Here is a 22,751-nt window from a genome sequence, read left to right as displayed (position 1 = left end):
AAAAAATAAAATCCGTAATAGTTAATGTACTATTACGGATTTTTTAGCTGTATCTTCAGAACTTTATCCAAATAAAAACAAGAATAAAAGTGGAAATAAAATTCCTGCAACTGCCAGCTTCCAACCTCGATTTCTCCAGCTAAATTTTCCGGCTTTTACCATTATTGTTCCGCTTATGGCAATAATGATTAGGCTTAAGGCAAAAATATCAGAATAATAAATCCAGAAATTAGAGGTGTTTTTATGTAAACTCATGGACTGACTGATGATTGGTGTTTTTATGAAAGAAATAATCTCTCCTTTTCCAGTTTTCATTTCAATTTCGACATCGGTGTTTTCAAATGAAATTTTTAGGTTTCCCTTTTTGATGTTGTGTCGACGAAATTTGTCGTCTATTTCCAGTTTCGTACCTAAGTCCTTAGCAAATTCTTCATTGATTTCACTTTCTTCCGGTAGTGTTACTTCAATACTTTTTGTTTCCGTAGTATATTTGTCTGGATGCCACATCTCACGGTGATTCATCATCAGTCCTGAAAAAGCGAAGGAAACGATAAGTCCAATGTAGAAATAGCCTAAATCTCGATGTAAATTTCTGAAAGTCTTTTTGTTCATGGTTTTTGTGAAGTTATTTTTTTAGACCATAAAGGTAAAAAAGGTTTAATTAGAACTTATATTTTAATGAAGTCATCACTTGACTGGGCGCAATTGGGTTTACACTGTAGTTCTCATGAACGGTATAGTCTAAAACGTTTCCAACATTCGATAATTTACATAAGACAGAGAATTTACCCCATTCATAACCGGCAGATATATCTACAGTAGTGTAATCATTTATTGGTACTTGTCTATCTCTAAGAGTCACAACTTGAGTATCTGGGTCAATCAAGATTTGGTTGTTCCATCCAGCTACTCGTTTTCCTATGTAATTTGCTGATGATCCAATTGAAAATCCTTTTAAGATTCCTGATGGTATGGTGTAGAAAAAGCTTAAATTAGCTGTATTTGCTGGTGTTCTTGCCAGACGATCTCCTACAATAAAGCTTCCGTTACCTCCCGAAGTTTTTGTATATCGCATGTCATTGTAACTGTAACCTGCCATTATACGTAAGCCTTCAATAGGTCGTGCAGTGATATCCAGTTCTACCCCTTTACTTTTTGTTGCACCGCTCAAAACTTTTATGCTTGAATCAGTGTTTAATGTTCCATCTGCTCTAAATTCAGCAGTTTGGGCTAAGTTGCTATTTTCAATTTGGTATAATGTAACATTAGTTGATAATATTCCGTTCCAGAAATCCTTTTTAACCCCTAGTTCATATTGATCAATTAATGAGGGTTTGATTACTTTTAGATCTACTGTTGTGCCTGAGTTTGGCGTAAAAGAATTAGAATAACTAGCAAATAAGGCCATGTCTTTTGTAGGTTGATATACAAGACCTAACTTAGGAGTAAAAGCTTGGTCGATACGTTTCGCATCAGTTGCAACCGTAGTTGGCGTTTTAGTTAAATCATAAGTTTCAGCTTGAGCTTCTTGCCATGACCATCGTAATCCTGCCAACACTTTGAATTTGTCAGTAAGCGAAATTAAATCTTGCGCATAAATTCCAAAACGGTTTGTGTCTGTTTTTACTATTTTTGTGTTTGTTGCATCTGGAATGGCAGCACCTTGATCAAAATTATCAAAATCAAAAATGTTACCGCTACCATAAGTGTTAGGTGAGAATGTATAAGTATATGCTTGAGCATAAGAATTCTCAAAGTCAACACCTGTATATAGTTGGTGTTTTATATTTCCAGTATTGAAATTTCCTTGTAAGCTGATTTGCTGTCCAAGTATTTGTTCTAGGTTTTTATTTTGACCTAATGGTCTTTCCCAGTAGCCATCCTCTGTTGGTTGGATACGTTCTGTACCTTTAGATGTTCTGTTATAGTTTTGAAAAGAAGAGTTGAAGTTTAATTTCCAATCGTCGTTAAATTCATGTTTTACTAACCCTGAAACACTGGCTTGTCGTGTTTGACCGTTAGACCATGTGGCACCTAAATAAGTGTTTCTAGGTACGTCAGCGATTTCTTTCCCAGTCATTCCGGTTCCAAAATCAGGAGTCCAATCATCGTGTAAATAATCTCCTTGTAATACGATTTCAGTTTTGTCACTTACTTTAAATAGTACCGATGGGTTGACATAATAACGTTCTTTTTTTACAACATCTCTAAAGCTTTCTGAGTTTTCGTATGAACCTGTAAATCGGTAAGCGATGGCATTGTTTAATGGACCATAAATATCAATAGATGGTTTGTAGAAGGCGTTGCTTCCCATCTGCATGCTAATTTCCCATCCGCTCTTGAAAGAAGGTTTTTTTGTAACCATATTCAAGATACCTCCTGGAGCGACATTTCCAAATAAGAGCGCGGCACTTCCTTTAAGTACTTCTATTCTTTCCAGAGAAGATACTTCTGGGAGAGAACCATTGCTAAAACGGAAACCGTTTTTAAACATATTATTAGAAGACATATCGTATCCTCGAGACCAGAATGATTCTTGGGCACCACCACGGGCCGAACCAACATAGACACCATTCACATTTCGAATAACATCGCTCAATCGTACCGCTTGCTGTTGTGCTATAATATGATGTCCTACAATTTGAATGCTTTGTGGTAGGTCAATTGGCTTTATATCCAGACCTGATAAAACGGTTTCTTTCTTCTCGTTAGGAGTTTGCTTGATTTTAATCACTAATTCCTTCAAGGTCGTGATGTCTTCAATTAATCTAAATTCCACAAAATTTGTTTGGTTGGCCAAAACTTTAATCTCTTTAGATTGTTTTTTCATCCCAACACCCTCAAGTGTTATTGTATGGCTTCCTGTAGGGAAATTGGCAAATTTAAAGTCGCCATTGGCATTCGTTTCAGTTGTTTTTGCTTCCTTGCCTAATTTGATAGCTATTCCTGGAAGCGGAAATCCATCTGCAGAAAGTATTTTGCCTTCGATGATTCCGTGTTCTTGTGCATTTATAAATAATGAAGTAAATAATAATATAAAAAGTATTCTAATTTGAGTGCTCATAATTGTTTATTTGGAATAAGTAAAAATAACGATGCAAATATATAATCTCCTTTTGAAATTACAAAGCTTATTTAGATTAAATACTAATAATAAATTTAACTTTTTTTTAGTAAATTGAAAATAAAGTTTTTATGTATCGAAATAAAGGTGTGATTTCCTTCAAGTATTTTTAGGGGAGTCAGAAATGCTTTTTTATAAGAATTAGGATTTTTAAAACAATAAAGACCTCTTTCAAAGTGATTTAAAAGAGGTCTTTTCTATTTTTAAGAAATTTGGGGAATCAAAAATGCTTTTAGAAGCTTATAAAGGCGTTTGTTCTTGGGGGGTTGATGAACTAACTGTCCTGTTGTTTTAAGGCTTGATGAAAGTTCTTTGTAAAGCTCAAAATTTAGGTTGTAAATTTAAATACGACGGCAAAAGTGCCTAGTTGTTTTCCCCCAATATTTTATAAACCAATTCTTTAGTTGGTTTCTGGTCTTTCAATTTTTCTCTAACTACATCAAAAGTGACTTTAAAAGCACATCCGGATTTATAGTCGCTGCAACCGTAAGCGGTATTTCCTTTGATGACCGTTCCTTTTTGACATTTCGGACAAGGCAAAGCATCAGATGGCGTTTTGTTTTCTTTTGGTGGAGTGGGAGTAGCTATTTTTTTAGGTTCTAACTTGAGTTTGAAGTTTTCATCAAAACGAAGTAACCCTTCTACCGTTCTAGCATCTATTTTAAAGTCTTTTAAATTGACCGTAGACCCTTTTTGAAGTAAGCGCAAGTATTGATTTTCTGATATTTTTTTATCGGCAAAAGTATAAGGCAATACAAAATCGCAACCCGCTTTATATCCGGAGCAACCATAAGCTGATTTTCCTTTTAGAAGTGTCGCTTTTTTGCATTTCGGACAAACTTCTGCTCCAATTCCTGCTGCTTTCTTCTTCTCTACGGTAGCCTCTTGTTTTTGAATACTTCCCGCATGCGAAATATTGGCACGCTTGGTTTCACTGCGCACTTCATATACCAAAGCTTCTACCATGCGTTTCATATTGTTGATAAATGCAGCAGCAGTAAACGTTCCTTTTTCAATATCTTTCAACTGCTTTTCCCAAGATCCCGTCAATTCTGCCGATTTCACCAAATCATTTTGAATGGTGTCAATCAATTGAATTCCTGTAGGCGTTGGCAAGACTTGTTTTTTATTTCGAATAATATACTGCCGTTTAAAAAGCGTTTCAATAATATTAGCTCGTGTCGATGGACGTCCGATACCGTTTTCTTTCATCAGTTCCCGTAAATCCTCATCGTCAACCTGTTTTCCTGCTGTTTCCATCGCACGTAATAAGGTCGCCTCCGTAAACTGATTGGGTGCTTTAGTTGCCTTTTCTAAAAAGGAAGGTTGGTGCGGCCCTTTTTCACCTTCAACAAAGTCGGGTAACAAATCAGCTTCTTTTTCTTTAGCGTTGGTACTGAGCGAAGTCGAATTGTCAAAAACAACGCGCCATCCTTTTTTTAAGATTACTTTTCCAGTGGTTTTGAAAGATACATCAGCCGCTTTACCAATTACCGTGGTATTCGCTACCGAGCAATCATCATAAAAAACGGCAATAAAACGTTTGGTAATAATATCATACACCTGTTGCTGATTGTATTGCAAGTTGCTCTGAATTCCCGTGGGGATAATTGCGTGGTGATCCGTTACTTTTTTATCATTAAAAACGCTAGCGGATTTTTTTATTTTTTTACCTAAAAGTGGTTCTGTTAAAGCAGCATAATTGGTTAGGTTTTGTAGAATTCCGTGTACTTTTGGATAGATATCGTTGGGTAAAAACGTAGTATCGACTCTGGGATAAGTGACTACTTTTTGTTCGTACAAGGTTTGAACAATTTTCAAGGTTTCATCCGCTGAAAAGCCAAACTTAGTATTGCAATAGACTTGTAAGCCCGTTAAATCAAAAAGCTTTGGTGCAAACTCATTTCCTTTCTTTTTTTCGATAGAGACAATTTCAAAATCACTTTCCTTGACTTTATTGGCCAAAAGTTCTCCGTCTTCTTTTTTCAAAAAACGACCTTCTTCGTAACTAAAAAGTGTTTCTCGATATAATGTTTGTAGCTCCCAATAGGGTTGTGGTTTGAAATTTTCAATTTCTTTCCAACGATCTACAACCATGGCTAATGTAGGTGTTTGTACGCGTCCAATAGATAATACTTGTTTGTATCCACCATGTTTTACAGTGTACAAGCGAGTCGCATTCATACCCAATAACCAGTCGCCAATGGCTCTGGAAAATCCAGCGTAGTATAAATTGTCGTAGTTGGCAGATGGTTTTAAGTTTTCAAAACCCTCTCTGATGGCCTCGGTGGTTAAGGAGGAAATCCATAGTCGTTGCACTTCGCCTTTATAGTTAGCTTCGTTCATTACCCAGCGCTGAATGAGTTCTCCTTCTTGTCCGGCATCCCCGCAGTTGATGACCAAACTAGCTTTGTCGAATAAGCTTTTTATGATTTTGAATTGTTTTTGAATCCCTGAATTCTCCACTACTTTGGTTTCAAATTTTTCGGGAAGCATGGGTAGGTTGTTCAAATCCCAGCTTTTCCAATAGGATTTGTAATCGTTAGGTTCTTTTAAGGTACACAAATGCCCAAAGGTGTAGGTGACAGCATAGCCATTACCTTCATAATAACCATCATGTTTGGTATTGGCACCTAAAACGGATGCGATTTCGCGTGCTACACTTGGTTTTTCGGCAATACAGACCTTCATTATTTCTTATTGATTTTGAAGTGGCAAATTAAGAATTTAGAAATTGGTATGGAAAAGAAATGTTCAGGAGTTATGAACGAGATGATTTTGCCGCTAAGGCACAAATTTTCAATCATATTCGAGTAAATTAATTGAACTATGGTAAAAACCAGAAGTTAGTTCGAAAATAAAAATAGTATAACTAGAATGTTCAGCAAGGATATCTATTAAGAGCTTTATAATTTTGAATTGGTCCGATCTGTTTTATTCCAAAACTTCACATTTATAATTTTCGTTAATAAGCAGTTCAATAATAGCCACTATTGGAATAATTTCGCCTTCTACTCGTAGTATTTTATCACAGTCATCTAAATCAAAGTTTATTTGTAGCGTAGAAAAGTGTTTGAGTAATAGCTGAAGTAGTGTTTTTGCCTCTTCAATGCCGTGGACATTTGTCTTAAATACCTCTACCATAATTCACTATAATAAATAATCGATTACAAATTAATTTTGGCTGAATTCAAAATGATGCGTTATTTCTATTAAAATTCAACAATTACACCAAGATTAGGTATTACTTGTGGGTCATCATTTTTTACTCGTGTTGGTATTGCATTACTTCCATCTGCCTTTATCGCAAATCCGTCAGTAGTTTTAAAGGTACTATTGTCGGCTGTTCTTTCCCAAGTATATTCTGGTATTACCGGATTTTTTGCTACATACCAATTGGTTACATCCAAAAATAAATCGATAGTTAATTTTTTGAAATTGAACTTTTTGTCAATTCTAACATCACTACTGTTGAAGCCGCCTAAACGCTGGGAGTTTAATCTTGTGTAATCTAATGTTCCTCGTCCTTGAGATAGAAAATTGAGTCTTGAAGCATTTTCATCAAATGGCGTAAATGGTGCACCGCCTTGATAGCGGAATTTCAAACCTAATTCCCAGTTATGTTCAAATTTATAACCCCAGGTTACAGACAATAAATGTTTATTATCCCAGCTACTAGCAATCAATCGTCCATCGGCACCACTATACAAACTGCGGTAATAAGTATAAGAAAGTATTCCAAAAAACTTATCTGTTAATTTTTTCTGTGCGAAAAATTCTAAACCATATGACTGCCCTTTTCCATTTGTATTGACCGCCTCGTTACCTAAAGCTGTAAAATCTGTTCCAAGATTTGCTAAAGAAATTCCGTCTCTGAACGAAATCGCAACATTGCTATACTGTTTAAAAAAACCTTCTACTGTAAATCGCAATCCGTTATTTGGTAAAAATTCAAAACCAGTCGTGTAGTGCGTTGAACGGGTGTATTTTGCCTCTTTGTTGACTAATTCATCATTATTATTTGCATAGCCTAAAATCGTGTATACTGGCAATTTGTAATAAATTCCACTAGAAGCATTCACTGTCCATTTATCGGCCAAAACATAACTCAAAGAAAGTCGCGGCGATAAAGTTTTAAGTCCGTTCATTCCTGTTGTGGTGAAAGTATTCATGTCAGTACGAACGCCACCACTAATTCCTAGTCTATTATCAAACGCTCTTTTTCCAACTTGCACAAAAGAACCTAATCTTGCAAAAGGTTTCAACGGACTTGTAAAATTTTGATTTACTTGATTTTGAACAATGTTGTTATTGCTGTCTCGAACTTCTTTTTGTAGTACTGCAAATGTATTGTTGTCATATTCTGCCAATTGTGCTGATGCGCCATAAGCTATTTTCCAACTATTTTTGCTCTTATTAATATCAAAACGCAGTTTGGTTTCGGTTTCATTACTAACAAAATCCAGCGTTTGTGTTTGTGGTGTTGGGTTTTGATTGTCTTCAAATTTTTGAAGGTTGTTGTTGAAGCGTGTTCTGCTCAAAGCTAAATTCCAAAAGCCATCGGTTACGCTTCTTCTTAATGATGCACCAATTGTATAATTCCATTGCTGAATGCTTGCATTAGAATTCGCTTGATATATTTTTTCTGGAGTGGCCTCCTTAGGAGTAAGAAATTTGAAATTATCAATTGCACCAATTCCGATAAAATTGAAAGTCATTTTATCATTAATCTTATGGGTTATTTTGGTTTGAAAGTCAGAAAAATCAGGAAGAAACGGAGCGTCAATTGCTTTTACTAGAAGTTGAAAATAGGATTTTCGGGCAGATAGTAAAAAAGTTGTTTTTTTGTTTGCCGATAAAGGACCTTCTAATGTAATCGCCGATTCTAGAATACTAGCTCGAATATTCCCCTGAAATTTATTTGCATTACCTACTTTTTGTTTAAATTGAAATACACTACTCAAAACATTGTCATACTTAGCATCAAAAGCTGAGGAGCTTAATTTGACATCCTCAATAAAAAATACGTTTAAAATTCCTTGTGGCCCGCCACTTCCGCCTTGCGTTTGAAAGTGATTGATAACAGGGATTTCAATTCCATCTAAATAAAATACATTTTCGTTCGGAGCGCCACCACGAATAATAATGTCGTTCCGAAATGTTCCTCCGCCTTGTCCTCCGCCAACGCCTGGCAAAGTTTGAATGACTTTACTAATATCAAAACTTCCTCCTGGATTGCTTCTAATTTCTTCTGCGGTTAATTTTTGAACACTAAGCGGCGTTTCGAGTGTGGCGGCACGAACACTGCGTTTATTAGAGTTTATGATAACTTCGTCCAAAACTGAATATTCTTGCTCAAGTTCTATCGTGAAGACTTTTTCATTACCGCTATTCACCACAATATTATAAAGAGTCACTGTTTTAAAACCTACTGTACTTATGCTCAGGTTGTATGTTTTAACAGGGATATTTAAAATTCTAAATCTTCCAATAGAATCAGTTACTGTGGATAGATTGGTACCTGTAACGTTAATATTTACACCAACCAAAGACTGCTGATTATTTTTCTGAAGTATTGTTCCGCTGATACTTCCCATATTTTGAGAATAAGCAGATCCAGCAAGCAGAAATATAACGAGTAAAACAGTGATTTTTTTGAAAAAAGGAACGGTAAATTCTACTTTACTTTTATACATTAGCCTCTAATTTAGTTTGATGAAATACTATTTTTACGCAAAAATAGTGTAATTTATTATTATACCAAACTTTATTTATTTAATTTTGCTTTATAAAATACTAAAATGAATATGTATTCTAATATAAAAAAGCTAATTGATTGGACAGAAAAATACGAAAATCAACTCGCTGAGGGCGAACAATGGGATGACGAGCATTTTGCCAAATGGTTGTCGCTAGAAGTAAAAGTCAATAAAGAAAGCGAAGTCGTTTTATCTAAAAAAGCAAAACCAGCTCTCACGATGTACATTTATTTTATTTATAAATATGCGACATTTTATTCTCGAAAAATATTTAAAAATTCAGTAATTTATTCCATTGATGACCTTAGTTTTATGGCAAGTTTATTGCCAGACAAACAATTAATGAAAGGGGATGTAATTCGGAAAAATGCAACTGAAAAATCCTCTGGAAACGAAATTTTAAAAAGATTACTACGTCAGAAATTAATTAAGGAAACGGATAATCCAAATGACAAAAGAAGCAAGCTTCTATCAATTACTGCTGCTGGTTTGCAAGAAATACAGGCAGTTAGAGGTCAATTAGAAAAAATGGGTGAACTTGTTTCAGGCGATCTGACTGAGCAGGAAAAAATCATTTTAATAAATATGCTTTCTAAACTAAATGATTTTCATAGACCACTATTTGACGCCAATGATGAAAAATTAATAAATGAAAAGTTAGGGATTGTCAATGTAGACTGAAATCTTAGATGAAATTTTCGGTATTTTTCAAAGAGGGTTTGATCAAGTTTGTTATTTGTTGCAATTAGTTTATTTCAAAAGAATTAGTCTTTTTTTGTAATAATTAAAGTAGTTGTTTTGCATGAAGGATGGTAGTGGAAATCCTTTGTGAAACTTAGTGTAACAAAGATTGTAGCGTACAGCCTGACGCTGCTGCAACGCTAGTGGAAGCAGGGACATGCCCAGAAAAAGGACATAAAAAAACCGACTTGCTTTCACAAATCGGTTTCTTGTTATAGTTGCTTTCTCAATAATGTTATTATTCAAAAAGACCTTCCACACTCAGATAGTGTTCCCCAGTATCATAGCAAAAAGTAAGTACTTTAGCATTTTCAGGAATTTCAGAAAGTTTTTTGGCTACTGCCGCTAAGGAAGCTCCAGAGGAAATACCTATTAAGATTCCTTCTTCTTTGGCAGCTCTTCGAGTGTAGTCATAGGCCTCGTCTTTACTCACTTGAATGGCTCCATCCAAGAGATTTGTATGTAAATTAGTGGGGATAAATCCTGCGCCAATACCTTGAAGAGGATGAGGACCGGGAGCGCCACCGCTAATAACTGGTGATGCTTCTGGCTCTACGGCAAAAACCTTAAGATTTGGATAATGTTTTTTCAGGATTTCAGCACAACCGGTGATGTGACCACCTGTCCCTACGCCTGTGATCATATAATCTAAACCATCAGGAAAATCTTTCAAGATCTCTTGTGCAGTTGTTGTTTTGTGAATTTCAATGTTAGCTGGATTGTCAAATTGAAGCGGTAACCAAGCATTAGAGATCTCTTCAGATAGTTCCTTTGCTTTCGCTATGGCTCCGTTCATTCCTAGTTCGCGGGGTGTTAACACGAATTCAGCACCGTAAATGCTCATTAAACGTCTTCTTTCTACCGACATGGATTCGGGCATTACCAATATTAAACGATAGCCTTTTACCGCGGCAACCATGGCTAAACCTATACCAGTATTTCCTGAGGTCGCTTCGATAATAACACTGTCTTTTTTCAGTAATCCTTTTTGCTCTGCATCTTCAATCATAGACAAAGCGATTCGGTCTTTTATGCTGGCTCCGGGGTTTGTTTTTTCTAATTTAATCCAAATATTATGGTTGGGTCCAAACAATCTATTTATTTTTACGTGGGGAGTATGTCCAATGGTTTCTAATATAGTATCGTATTTCATTTTTGAAAGTTTTTATTTATTAAAGTAAATATAGCGTACTATAGAGACTCTACAAAAATAACAATTGTAAATAATTCATAAAAAATGCAAATCTTGGAATTAAAGACTTCTGTTCAGTTAGGAAGCGGATAGTAATAAATTTCTGTAAAAATAATTTTCATAAGCGAAGATAAATAGCATAGCGATGTTTAAAATAAAGTAGGAATACTTCGGAGAGCGGATGTTTTTACTTTTAATAAAAAGTTGCTTCTTGTTGCTAGCTTATTGGATTCGGTACGAAGTCAGGAGACTTCGCACAGCGAGTTTTGAATTTGTAAATTAGGAATTTAGAAGTTGGTAATAAAGAGAAATTTCCAGGAGTTATGAAGGGAATCTTTTGGTCGTGAAGGTGGTACGGCGCAAAGTTTTTTACGTTTTGTTTTTATGTTGGTAAACTAAAAATAATATCCTGGCACCCGGAGGTTTATCGAAAGTAAAAATAGAATTAATGAGCAGCAATCTTAAATTTTAAAAAGGAATACTTCGTAGTACCAGCTCTGTTGATCAAAGGTTTCATTGGAACTTCTTTAAGTACAACAAAAGAGTGGTTTTTAGTAACAGGCTATTTCCCGAGTTTTTATACTCCAAATTGTGTTAGATGATGGTTAAGATGTTTGTAAAACAAGTTGTTCCATTCCTGCGTAGTCAATTTTCCAAAAGAGTGAGATTCTTTATTGTCAAAATGGCTTTCTCCTAAAGTTTGCGTTTTTTTAATATATTCAACTAATTTCTTTTTCGACTCTTCAAATTCTATTGTATTTGTAATTAAAAATTGAGGTGCTGTTCTACCATTTTTAGGATATGGCTTATCACTTACAACGGCTTTTTTTACAAATGTTTTTAATAAAAATATTTTAAAGGAATTTGGTTTGGGGTATTTGTCCGTATAAACCATTTCATAGGTTACCGTGCAATGGGCAAGCATTTGTGATACATTCATTTTTCCCCATAAATTTTTCGTCGTTGGAGTTAGTTGGTTTATGCGATTTATGATTTCTGTTGCTTCGACTATATCAAAAAGATTTTTCATTGTCATTATTTTATAAGTATACTAATTTGTTAGGAACGAAACTAAGGTATGAAAATTTTTATTTGCATGAAGTTTGAGAAGCAGAAATGGCTAGAAATGGCTAGTTTTTTTTACCTTTCAAGTAAGTTACTAATCCAATTAAGGCAATCTTGAGAATCCATTATTGACCAGGAATGTGGGTGTTTCCTTCCATCTAATTTAAACCCTTTTCCATAGCTGATGATTACATTTGCATCAGCATTCCCCATAACTTTTAACAGATTAACCATTGCTATAATATCAGTTCCATTCCAATCATACAAATCACGATGACGTTCCTTCATTAACCATTCAACATCAAAATCTGTATACATTCGCAATGGAATCTGTTTCAAGTATTTTGCATTTCCGCCTTCTTTTGCGCCATAGGAATAAATCGACGCTTCTATGTATTTTTCAGGATGTTTATAAGGTGTGCCGTATAATTTTTTATATCGCTCTATTATCCATTTTCCTTCATCAACTCCTGCTTCATTATAATTTCTTTCAATTTCCCTTTCACAGTATTGATACAGATGCGCTTTGTCTAACGGACTGTCTAAAGCAAAAATCCCTTTAGGCACTAGAAAAGTGGTACCCGGATATTTAACTGCTTTTTCGGCATAACTCAAGGAAATCATACCTCCATTTGATAAGCCTCCTAAAATAAAATTATCTTTAGAAACACTATATTCCTTTACTATTTCACTAAAAATTTTGTCCAAGATTTGAAATTCTGTATCTCTATTTTCTGTTCCAAAGTTAATGGAAGGAATAAGTACTATTAAACCTTTTTCAACCGCGAGGTGGTGTAATGTTATTTGTTTTAATAGATTTTCAGTGGTCTCACCTCCTGATGGTAGAATCACAAGGACGCCTTTAATTTCAGTTGTTGGGACTGATTTTAAATAATATAAAGTTGTTGAATCTCCGTCATTAATATATAGGTCATTTGTATCACGATCTTTTAGGATGATCTTTTTCATCTCTTGACTATATGACAGTGTAATAGTCAAAAGCGTTAGTAATGATAAACGGTATTTCATTTTTGAGGTTGTATTTAAGGGATAAAGCCAAGTTTTATAAGGTCTTCTCGAAGGCAAAAATAGTATTATTACGATGCACGGCAATCGCAATTTTTAAGAAGGAACACTAGGTATAGCAGGGGAATCTCAAGTGCTGCACTTCCGTAAAGTAATTAAATGGAGTAATTGTAATCAAAGGAAGTGATAATTGGAATGGATACGAAGTCTGGAGACTTCGCACAGCGATTGTGACTTTTAATAAGATACACTTCGGAGAGGGGAAAATGGAGTTATGAAAATTATTGTTTGTATATAAGTACGAAAATCGCAAATGGATTGAAATGGTAGTTAACTGTTATTTTTTTTCCGTTATATATAAATTCGCTATTTCTTCTATAAAATGTTGTGGATGTGCACCTTGTAAATTAGTCAAAATAACTACTGAAACATTATCTTTCGGATAGATAAACAAAGCGTTCCTCGCACCACCTAACTGATTGATTACTGGGTTTTTACTTCTTAAATTGGTGTCAAAACCAATTGCAGTTCCTTCATCAGGATTTTCAGATCTTGGTTTTTTCCCGTTATTCAATAGTATTGGAGTCCATAGTGTTTTAAGGTTTTCTGCATTAATGAACGTATTGTTTTGTAAGCCAATAACCCATTGTGCTATTTCTGTTGCAGTAGAATATATTCCTGCAGCGGGAAATAAATTTGCTGGAATCACTTCATAAACATTCGTTAGGCTGCCATTTCTATAGTACGAATACGGTCTTGCTGAGTGGTTAATTATGTTGTAATAATCTCCTAACCCTGCTTTTATGGAGTTGTTCATTCCAATTTTTTCGAATTGGTTTTCTTTAATGAAATTTTCGAAAGATTTCCCACTTATTTTTTCAATGATCATACCAAGCAGCAGGTAATTTGTTTGGCAATATCTTAAATCTTCTCCGGGTTTAAAAACAATAGGTAATTCTTTTATTTTTTTGAATAAAGTCTCGCTGTCCTCTGCTAACATATTATTTTCAGATTCCCAAATATCAGGAATTCCAGATGTGTGGGTTGCTATTTGCTTTATTGTAATGTTTCGCCAAGTATTTGGTAGACGATCTACATATTTCGAAATAGGGTCTTCGAGATTTAATTTGCCGTTTTCCACTAATTGCATTATGGCAACTCCTGTAAACGCTTTTACCATAGAATTTATGCTAAAAACAGTTTCGCTGTCAACCGCAATTGAATCTTGAATACTGGCTAAACCATAAGTACTTGTTTTAACAATCTTATTGTCTTTGACTACCGCTAATTGTAAACCAATAATTTTGTTTTTTTGCATCAGATCTTTGATTGCGATATCCACTTTGTCCACTTGTGCATAAGTAAGAGTACTGACAGTAAAGAAGCTAAGTAAGAGCATTGTTTTTTTCATATTTTCTTTTTCGGTTGGTTTTTTCGATTTTTTTGGTAGAATTAATGCGAACTTGTAGATATACGCAACTATATAACGTCAATACCCTTAGTCAAATATATGCTATTTTATTACAAATATTAAGATAATTTTTGGTTTACCATGTGGTATTATGTTTGGTTTTGAAAGAGAGTGTGCTGGCGCGTGCCATTTTATAAACAAAAAAAAACCTTACTTTATTAAAGCAAGGCCGTTTCTATGAAGTGTACTAGTTTTTTTATTTAGTCCTTAGCATAATATATTTTTCAGAACTGGGTTTCCCTGATTGAATGCCTGATATTTCAGCAACTAGGCTGTCTTTAGAAACTTGGGTATAACTGATTTTTTGCGGATAATCGTGCGTTGGGTTTTCAAAAATAAGTTGGTTTTCTTTCGTTTCTGTAAGAACGAAGGCGACTGGTTTATCGTCGTTTTGGCCTATTACGTTAGCGTTATAATTTAATTGCTCTTCTATTTGCTGCAATACGATTGTTTCGTAATGAATGGTATCTTTTCCTTTTAGAAAAAAAGAGTGTCCGTCATAAGTACTGTCGTTTGCTTTTTTCCAAGTTTCAGTCAGTGTTCCGTCAGCAGACTTGGTTTCCCATTTCCCTAATAGCCAACGTACCGTTTTGATTTTATCTTTTTCGTTGTCATCAGTTCCAGTGTCCTCTGATTTTTTGCAGGAAATAGCGATTGTTATAAGCAGCAGTAAAGTGATTTTTTTATACATAGCGTTTTGAGATTGAGTTGTACTACAATGACGCTGCGAAATTATGAAAAAGATCGTAAATAGCCCAGATAAAAGCGGCATCCTTTTTAGGGTTGAATGACGGAGGAATTAAACCCTAAAAAGATATAGCGGATAGCTGGAAAAGGCTCCAAAAAAAACTGTCAGGAAACTAGAGTTAACTATAAACTATTTTTCGTAATTTTGCACTCCAAATATAAGGACTAATAATATGTTAGATAGACTTCAAATAGTAAAACAACGTTTCGATGAGATTTCGGATTTAATCATTCAGCCGGATGTTATTTCTGATCAGAAGCGTTATGTGCAATTGAATCAAGAATATAAGACTTTGAAAGCTTTGGCTGAAAAACGCGATGAATACGTGCTTTTAATAGCTAATATCGAAGAAGCAAACGAAATCATAGCCGACAATAGTGATGCAGATATGACCGAAATGGCCAAAATGCAACTCGAGGAGGCAAAAGAAAGATTACCGGAATTAGAGGAAGAAATTAAATTCATGTTGATCCCTAAAGATCCTGAAGATGCTAAGAATGTAATGGTGGAGATTCGTGCCGGTACCGGTGGGGATGAAGCGAGTATTTTTGCAGGTGATTTGTTCCGTATGTACACTAAATACTGTGAGAACCGCGGTTGGAGAACCTCAGTTGTCGATATGAATGAAGGTACATCTGGTGGATTTAAAGAGGTGATTTTTGAAGTTACTGGTGAAGATGTTTATGGAACTTTGAAGTTTGAAGCTGGTGTGCACCGTGTACAACGTGTGCCACAAACAGAAACTCAAGGACGTGTGCATACATCAGCAGCGACTGTTATGGTTTTACCAGAAGCAGAGGAATTTGATGTGCAAATCGATATGAATGATGTTCGTGTAGATTTTTTCTGTTCTTCAGGACCAGGTGGACAATCGGTAAATACAACTAAATCAGCGGTTCGTTTAACGCATATTCCAACAGGATTAGTAGCGCAATGTCAGGATCAAAAATCACAACATAAAAATAAAGACAAGGCATTTGGCGTTTTGCGTTCCCGTTTATACGAGCAGGAATTAGCTAAAAAACAAGCCGAAGATGCTACTAAACGTACTTCTCAAGTGAGTTCTGGTGACCGTTCGGCAAAGATTCGTACGTATAACTACGCACAAGGTCGTGTAACGGATCACCGAGTAGGATTGACTTTATATGATCTAGGAAATATCATGAATGGTGACATTCAGAAAATTGTTGACGAACTAGCGTTAGTTAACAACATGGAAAAATTAAAAGAAGCTAGCGAAGTTTTTTAATATAATAGCCTCATTTATTGAGGCTTTTTTTTTGGAGCAATTTCCCGCTATTCGTTACAATCTTTTCTTTTTTAAATAAAAAAGAAAAGGATTTCCACTGCTATCGGGGCTAGAGAATAGAATATAATTCAAGAAAGTGCAATTAAGGTCTTATGGGAAAACCTGAAACTTTAAATTTTTAAACTTTAAACTTTTTTATGACTACACAACAACTTATAGATCAAATCAAAATTAAAAAATCATTTCTAGCCGTAGGATTAGATGTTGATTTAGATAAAATTCCGCAACATCTTTTAGAACTCGAAGATCCCATTTTCGAATTCAACAAATCGATAATTGATGCGACTCATGATTTATGTGTTTCCTATAAACCTAACACCGCTTTCTATGAAGCGTATGGAATTAAAGGATGGATGTCGTTACAAAAAACGATCAATTATATCAACGATACCTATCCAGATATTTTTACCATTGCCGATGCTAAACGTGGTGATATAGGAAATACTTCCTCGATGTATGCCAAAGCTTTTTTTGAAGATCTAAACTTCGATTCGGTTACCGTTGCTCCCTATATGGGAAAGGATTCAGTAGAGCCGTTCCTTGCCTTTAAAAACAAACACACTATAATACTTGCCTTAACTTCAAATGAAGGTGCATTTGACTTTCAAACCTTGAAAGTGGACGGAAAAGAGTTGTACAAGCAAGTGCTGGAAACTTCTAAAACCTGGAAGAATGCTGAAAATTTAATGTATGTTGTAGGCGCAACCAAAGCTGAATATTTTACCGAAATCCGTAAGATTGTTCCAGACAGTTTCTTACTTGTTCCCGGAGTAGGAGCACAGGGAGGAAGTTTATCTGAAGTATGCAAATACGGAATGAATGCCAATGTAGGATTGCTGATTAATTCTTCGAGAGGAATTATATATGCTTCAAATGGAACTGATTTTGCCGAAAAAGCAAGAGCAGAAGCTTTGAAAATGCAGCAGGAAATGGAAGGAATAATTAGTTTAAAGTTCATGTGATTGTCTATAAAAAAGGATCGTTAATTTTTTAAGCTTGTGCTCAATTTAAAATTGAAATGTTTTTTGAACCATTAAGATATTAAGTTTCATTTAGTGGATTGTTTAGCATAAGCTATTGCTATTTGCGATTAAAAAATATTAAAACACAGAAAAACAGAAACATAGAAAAGGCCTCGTGCTCTTTGTGTTTAAATTTATAAAGCCTTATTTTTTCTAAATACCTAATTGGTTTAAAAACTTTGTGCCGCTTGCGAAACCTTAGTGAACTTTGCGGTTAAGAAAACCTTTGTGTTTAAATTTATAAAGCCTTAATTTTTCTAAATACCTAAATGGTTTAAAAACTTTGTGCCGCTTGCGAAACCTTTGCGTACTTTGCGGTTAAGAAAATCTTTGTGTTTAAATTTATAAAGCCCTAATTTTTCTAAATACCTAAATGGTTTAAAAACTTTGTAAGCCTTGCGAAACCTTTGCGTACTTTGCGGTTAAGAAAATCTTTGTGTTTAAATTTATAAAGCCCTAATTTTTCTAAATACCTAAATGGTTTAAAAACTTTGTAAGCCTTGCGAAACCTTTGCGAACTTTGCGGTTAAAAAAACCTTTTTGTTTAAATAAAACAATATGAAAACCCTAACAGACCAACTCGGAACGACACATACTTTTGAAACTTCGCCTCAGCGTATCATTTCGTTAGTTCCTTCTCAAACGGAATTACTTTATGATTTGGGTCAGGAAGCAAAAATCATCGGGATTACTAAATTCTGTGTGCATCCGTATCATTTTAAATCAACCAAAAAACTTGTTGGAGGTACCAAAAAAGTGCATTTCGAAAAAATCCGTTTATTAAATCCGGATCTTATCATTTGCAATAAGGAAGAGAACACCCAGGAAATTGTTGAAAGACTAAGTGAAATATGCCCGGTTTGGGTGACCAATATCATTACCATAGAAGATAATTTTCAGATGATAACTGATTTTGGCCAACTTTTAAATTGTAGAACCGAAGCACAGAAATGGAATGATAAATTGGCTTTTGCCTTGAGCGATTTTAGAAACTTCATCAAAGACATTCCAATCAGGAAAGTAGCTTATTTTATTTGGAAGAATCCTTATATGGTTGCGGGTTCAGACAATTTCATCAATGAATTGTTGAAGCTGAATCACTTTAAAAACATATACGATGACAAAGGACGTTACCCCGAAGTCGAACTGGAGAAAATGAAGACAGAAGGTGATCCAGAAATTGTTTTTCTTTCTTCTGAGCCTTTTCCGTTTAAGAAAGAGGATGGATACGAAATAGGACAATACACGAACAAAGTGCAAACAATTCTAGTAGATGGCGAAATGTTCTCTTGGTACGGCAGCCGACTTTTAAAAGCCTTTGATTATTTCAAAATGCTGCATAAAAATTTAGAAAAATAGTTTTTATTTTTCCTGAAGTGACAATTCTCCTTTTGCCATTATTAAAAAACCATTTATAAATTAAGACTTGATCCTTAATTTATAAATGGTTTTAAATTTTAATACTTCTTCGATGTTTTAAAATACAAACTCCAGAGTAGTATAAAAAGTTCTAGCATCTGATGGAATGATTCCCGGCCCAGGATATCCTGTAGCTCTTCTTGTAAAATAACTGTTGTTTGTGAAATTAGTTACTCCAGCTTCTAGTTTCCATTTTTTCCATTTGTAAGATGCAGAAAAGTCGGCAACATAGTAAGCAGGAATAGTTCCTGAAATTCCAGTAAAAACATTGTTTGAATTATTACTACTTGCGCTTGAAAGTTGCGATGATACATAAGTAAATTGAACACTTGAAATAAAGTTTTTATAACCTACAGTAGTTCCACTTTTAATATTGTATAACGGCACAAACTCTACTTTATCCCCTTTTTTAATTGTTGGAATGTCAGATTTTAAATAGTTAGATCCTGTAATAGCTGAATTCGTAAATAAATTCCAACTAAAGTTTTCCTTTTCTTCAAAATATGTTTTAGCAATATTCCAGTCTAATAGCGTTTCAAAACCGTAGGTTAGCGCGGTACCTGTATTGGCTCTAATTTTTACAATTTGATTAGAAGAGTTAGTACTATCGTAATCACCTATTTTGTCATTGTAGTAGAGTCCGAAAACACTAGTGTCAAATGATAGTTTGTTACCAATGCGGCCTCTTAATCCAATGTCAGAGGTATATCCTTTTTCATCCTTAATATTTTCGTCTATTTTTTGGCTAGGATTTACTGTACGGATGTCGCTAAAAGTAACCGATCTGTAATTTTGAGAAAGATTTCCGTAGAATTCTATACCGTTTTTAGGTTTGTAACTCAAGCCCACTCCTAATAAAAGTAGATTTCGATCTTTAACCGTGTTTTCATATTGTGTTTTATCAAGAATTACGTTTCCGGCTAAATCGCGATTGATTACACGATAAGAACCATTGGCCTGCGTTCTAATTTTTTCTATTCTAAAGCCAGGAGTGATGGTAAAATTAGTATTGAGTTTAAAAATATTTTCACCAAAAACGGCTAGGTTCAAATTAGGGAAAGTAAAATTGGATTGGTTTTGGTAAAAGGGAAATTCATCAATTGCGATATTAAAATTGGCATCACTACCCGAACTTCCTGGGCCTTGCTGTTGTGAGTTTTTTGATTGATAATATTTGGCTCCAATTAAAAAAGCACTCTTTTGCTGGCCAATAAAATATCTTTTTAAATATCGTGCTTCGGCACCCCAGTTTACAAAATCACCAATGATTAAATCGCGATCGGTCATAGGATCCGGAGTCGTAATTCTATTGTCTCTAAAACCTAAGGCTTTTCTGCTGGCGTTTAAACCAAAAAGTTGTAATGAAAAATCTGAATCTTCATTAAACTTGTGTTTCAAGCGCAATGCAAATAGATTCCAATCTACTGCAAACCAGTTTCGGGTTCTATTGCTTTGTCTCGGGTTTTCATAAAATTGTTCATCGGTTAATCCTCCTGGCTGTTGTGCTAGGTAATTATAATAAGTGTAATCAAAATGGAGAGAAGTCTTATAGTTAAACTTATAATTCAAATTAGCAAAATAGTTTTTGCTTTCAAAATCGGAGTTGGGTCTGTAGCCGTTTCCTTTTTTGTAGTTTAAAAAAGTGTAATAGCTAAACTTGCCATTTGTTCCACTTATTGAAGTGAAATTAGTAAACAACCCGTACGAACCAACAGTGTTTCTAGTGGTAAATTCAAATGGTTTTGTTGTAGGTGTTTTTACTTTAAAATTAATTAAACCGCCAAATTGTGTTCCGTATTGTAAAGAAGCAGCACCGCGAATGACTTGGATTTCTTCTAAAGCTTCGGTGGGAGTAGCGTAGTAACTTTCGGGGTAACCCAAAACATCTGCGCTAATGTCATAGCCATTTTGGCGTGTATTGAAATTCGCAGTTCGGTTGGGGTTTAGTCCACGACCACCAATGCTTAACTGCAAGCCGCCATCAGAGCTTTCGTTGATCGTTAGCCCTACTACTTGAGCAAATATTTGTCTCGCATTATTGGTTGCCTTATTTGCGGTCAATTTACTTATATTGATAACTTCTGTTTTTTTACCAGCATAGATAGCAGTTTCTTCAATGTCATTCAACTTATGAATCGCTTGTAGTTTGTCATTTTGTTTTCGAATGATAACTTCAGAAAGGTTGTTAATTTTAGTAAGTACAATCGTTACCGTACTTCCGGTGGTAATACTGTTTTGTTCAACAATGGTGTAACCTTCTTTAAAGAAAACAAAATCAAAGCTTCCTGATTTTTTCAAATCAATTTCAAAAGCGCCAATAGCATCAGTAAACACTTTTGTGTTGGATGTTTTATTGTATATTTCTACAGCTGTTAATTTTTTTCCGTTTCCATCAGTAACTACACCCGCAATTTTATTTTGGGCAAAACTACCTATAGAAAATAGTAAAAGAAGGAGAATGCTAAAATCCCTTAATCGTATCATTAAAAGGGAGTATCCAAGTTTTGTGTTTGAAATTTTCATTTTCGTTTGCTAGATTTATTTTTGGATCAATATATTTTTGGCTTAATCTTCCGTTTAGCGCTACGTAGCTTTCAACGTAAACTTCTGGATTATTAACGCCTTGCTGTTGGTAGTAATCGTGTAAATAATGAGCGTATTCTAAAATAAAATCAGGTTGGAACGCCATTTGTTTTTCTTGAAATGTGGTCAAAAAATCACTGTTGTTGATGGTGATTTCCTTTTTAGAAACGGCATCTTTCACTTTAAATGTCGCATATCCTGCTTTTTCCATTAGCATAACCCGCCAAGAGAATCGGAAGCCTTCTTCTGTCCAGAATAACTCATTGGGATAGCATAAATAACGAAACGGAAATAGTAACTGAAACGCAATAAAGCAACTTATAAAGGCTATTTTTATTTTATAAACAGAGTTATGTGCAGGTGTTTTTTCTTTTCCGTTTTCGAATAAGTGAGTAGGAATATAAATCATTTTTCCTAAAAACGACAATACTTTTCTATGGAAATTGGCGTCAAAGAAAATTAAGGTACTAATGATCATTACATAAGGGAAAACGCCAATTGGGAATAATATTTTAGTTAGAATATGAAATACAACAACTAAAATAAAACCGAATAGTCGGGTTCTTTTGTAAAGTAATAAAAATACAATTCCGAGATCATAGATCGCTCCAGTCCAGCTAAACACATAATGCACCCAGTTTTCATTTAGTAATGAACCTATTAAAGGGAGGTTAGAGTTATTAGGTAACCATATTTTAAGAGGCATAGCTTCTAAAAGCCAGTCAGAGTTTAGTTTTGCTAAACCAGCATAGAAGTAAACAATAGCCAATAATAATTTTAGAATATCGATATTCCAACGCGGGATTTTCTCGAATCGTAACTTTTCATTCTTTAAAGCGTCTACTGAAAAATAACAGTTTGCAGGCAAAAAGAGTAAGACAAGGCTAATTATAGTGATATAATAGTAATGATTTAAGTACGTCGTTTTGTCCAGTAGTTCGATGTAGGTAAAACTCAGGAAAAAAGTAGCGATAGCCCACTTGTATTTATAACCTATGGCTACGAATAATGCCGCGAGTCCAGCAATGATAAAAAGTAAATAGGTGTAGTTGCCAAAAGGTTTTACCCATTGAAAACCATAATACGTAAAATGAAATTGTGGATCAATATAGAACTTTTTGATCCATCCATAACTCGCAAAGCGAATTAAACTCAATAGCATCATCAAACCAAACGCTAGCCTAAAAAAAGCTAGCGTCGAGGCATGTGAATATTTATTAAGATACTTTTGGTACATAAACTTTTATTTAAAATCACTTGATTTAATAAATCAGATCAACTAATTTTTTTAA

The 22,751-nt window shown here is 34.6% G+C and carries 16 protein-coding genes; 4 read left to right on the top strand and 12 right to left on the bottom strand.

The annotated features are described in order from the left end of the window. Window positions 1–63: 63 nt before the first annotated feature. The 5 genes from BMW63_RS08380 to BMW63_RS08360 all read right to left on the bottom strand — a co-directional run bounded on the left by BMW63_RS08380 (window position 64) and on the right by BMW63_RS08360 (window position 8,820). Window positions 64–612, bottom strand: a complete 549-nt coding sequence (locus BMW63_RS08380) for a PepSY-associated TM helix domain-containing protein (protein ID WP_074723007.1) — start codon at window positions 610–612, stop codon at window positions 64–66. 49 nt (window positions 613–661) lie between these two features. Continuing rightward, window positions 662–3,064 carry a TonB-dependent siderophore receptor gene (locus BMW63_RS08375; RefSeq protein ID WP_074723006.1) on the bottom strand — a complete coding sequence of 801 codons (2,403 nt, stop codon included), beginning with the start codon at window positions 3,062–3,064 and terminating at the stop codon, window positions 662–664. A gap of 423 nt (window positions 3,065–3,487) precedes the next feature. Next, complete coding sequence (locus BMW63_RS08370) at window positions 3,488–5,815, bottom strand: type IA DNA topoisomerase (RefSeq protein WP_074723005.1); 2,328 nt, start codon at window positions 5,813–5,815, stop codon at window positions 3,488–3,490. A 243-nt stretch (window positions 5,816–6,058) separates the two neighbouring features. Beyond that, window positions 6,059–6,268, bottom strand: coding sequence for a hypothetical protein (locus BMW63_RS08365; RefSeq protein ID WP_074723004.1), 210 nt, complete (start codon window positions 6,266–6,268; stop codon window positions 6,059–6,061). Window positions 6,269–6,336: 68 nt separating this feature from the next. Further along, a complete protein-coding gene (locus BMW63_RS08360) occupies window positions 6,337–8,820 on the bottom strand; it encodes a TonB-dependent receptor (protein WP_074723003.1) in 2,484 nt (827 codons plus the stop codon). Window positions 8,821–8,925: 105 nt separating this feature from the next. On the opposite strand from BMW63_RS08360, the gene BMW63_RS08355 reads away from it, so the two are divergent. Then, complete coding sequence (locus BMW63_RS08355; protein ID WP_083380399.1) at window positions 8,926–9,564, top strand: MarR family winged helix-turn-helix transcriptional regulator; 639 nt, start codon at window positions 8,926–8,928, stop codon at window positions 9,562–9,564. A gap of 298 nt (window positions 9,565–9,862) precedes the next feature. Here BMW63_RS08355 and cysK read toward each other — a convergent pair whose 3' ends face one another. From cysK to BMW63_RS08330, 5 genes are all read right to left on the bottom strand, one after another. Continuing rightward, on the bottom strand, window positions 9,863–10,777 hold the full coding sequence (gene cysK, locus BMW63_RS08350) for a cysteine synthase A (protein ID WP_074723001.1): 915 nt from the start codon (window positions 10,775–10,777) through the stop codon (window positions 9,863–9,865). 616 nt (window positions 10,778–11,393) lie between these two features. Beyond that, window positions 11,394–11,846 carry a DUF1569 domain-containing protein gene (locus tag BMW63_RS08345; RefSeq protein ID WP_074723000.1) on the bottom strand — a complete coding sequence of 151 codons (453 nt, stop codon included), beginning with the start codon at window positions 11,844–11,846 and terminating at the stop codon, window positions 11,394–11,396. A 110-nt stretch (window positions 11,847–11,956) separates the two neighbouring features. Further along, window positions 11,957–12,910 (bottom strand): hypothetical protein, encoded by a 954-nt coding sequence (locus tag BMW63_RS08340; RefSeq protein WP_139174218.1) that lies wholly within the window; start codon window positions 12,908–12,910, stop codon window positions 11,957–11,959. A 334-nt stretch (window positions 12,911–13,244) separates the two neighbouring features. Then, the gene (locus BMW63_RS08335; protein WP_074722998.1) at window positions 13,245–14,318 is read right to left on the bottom strand and encodes a serine hydrolase domain-containing protein; all 1,074 of its coding nucleotides are present in this window, start codon (window positions 14,316–14,318) and stop codon (window positions 13,245–13,247) included. Between the two features lie 256 nt (window positions 14,319–14,574). Next, window positions 14,575–15,069, bottom strand: coding sequence for a DUF6265 family protein (locus BMW63_RS08330; RefSeq protein ID WP_074722997.1), 495 nt, complete (start codon window positions 15,067–15,069; stop codon window positions 14,575–14,577). Window positions 15,070–15,298: 229 nt separating this feature from the next. On the opposite strand from BMW63_RS08330, the gene prfA reads away from it, so the two are divergent. From prfA to BMW63_RS08315, 3 genes are all read left to right on the top strand, one after another. Beyond that, the gene (gene prfA, locus BMW63_RS08325; protein WP_074722996.1) at window positions 15,299–16,375 is read left to right on the top strand and encodes a peptide chain release factor 1; all 1,077 of its coding nucleotides are present in this window, start codon (window positions 15,299–15,301) and stop codon (window positions 16,373–16,375) included. A gap of 197 nt (window positions 16,376–16,572) precedes the next feature. Next, window positions 16,573–17,397 (top strand): orotidine-5'-phosphate decarboxylase, encoded by an 825-nt coding sequence (gene pyrF / locus BMW63_RS08320; RefSeq protein ID WP_074722995.1) that lies wholly within the window; start codon window positions 16,573–16,575, stop codon window positions 17,395–17,397. A gap of 618 nt (window positions 17,398–18,015) precedes the next feature. Next, entirely contained in the window at window positions 18,016–18,816 is an 801-nt protein-coding gene (locus tag BMW63_RS08315) for an ABC transporter substrate-binding protein (protein ID WP_074722994.1), read from the top strand. 117 nt (window positions 18,817–18,933) lie between these two features. Here the strand turns inward: BMW63_RS08315 and BMW63_RS08310 are convergent, their stop codons facing one another. Together BMW63_RS08310 and BMW63_RS08305 are read right to left on the bottom strand one after the other, a co-directional pair. Then, a complete protein-coding gene (locus BMW63_RS08310) occupies window positions 18,934–21,399 on the bottom strand; it encodes a TonB-dependent receptor domain-containing protein (RefSeq protein ID WP_245744921.1) in 2,466 nt (821 codons plus the stop codon). Beyond that, on the bottom strand, window positions 21,338–22,696 hold the full coding sequence (locus tag BMW63_RS08305) for an HTTM domain-containing protein (protein WP_074722993.1): 1,359 nt from the start codon (window positions 22,694–22,696) through the stop codon (window positions 21,338–21,340). Before BMW63_RS08305 ends, BMW63_RS08310 begins: the two co-directional genes overlap by 62 nt. Window positions 22,697–22,751 lie beyond the last annotated feature (55 nt).

It is taken from the genome of Flavobacterium frigoris (assembly GCF_900111075.1).
Lineage (GTDB): Bacteria > Bacteroidota > Bacteroidia > Flavobacteriales > Flavobacteriaceae > Flavobacterium > Flavobacterium frigoris.
The sequence above is the reverse complement of the archived record's forward strand: the minus strand, read 5'-3'. Positions and strand labels throughout refer to the sequence as shown.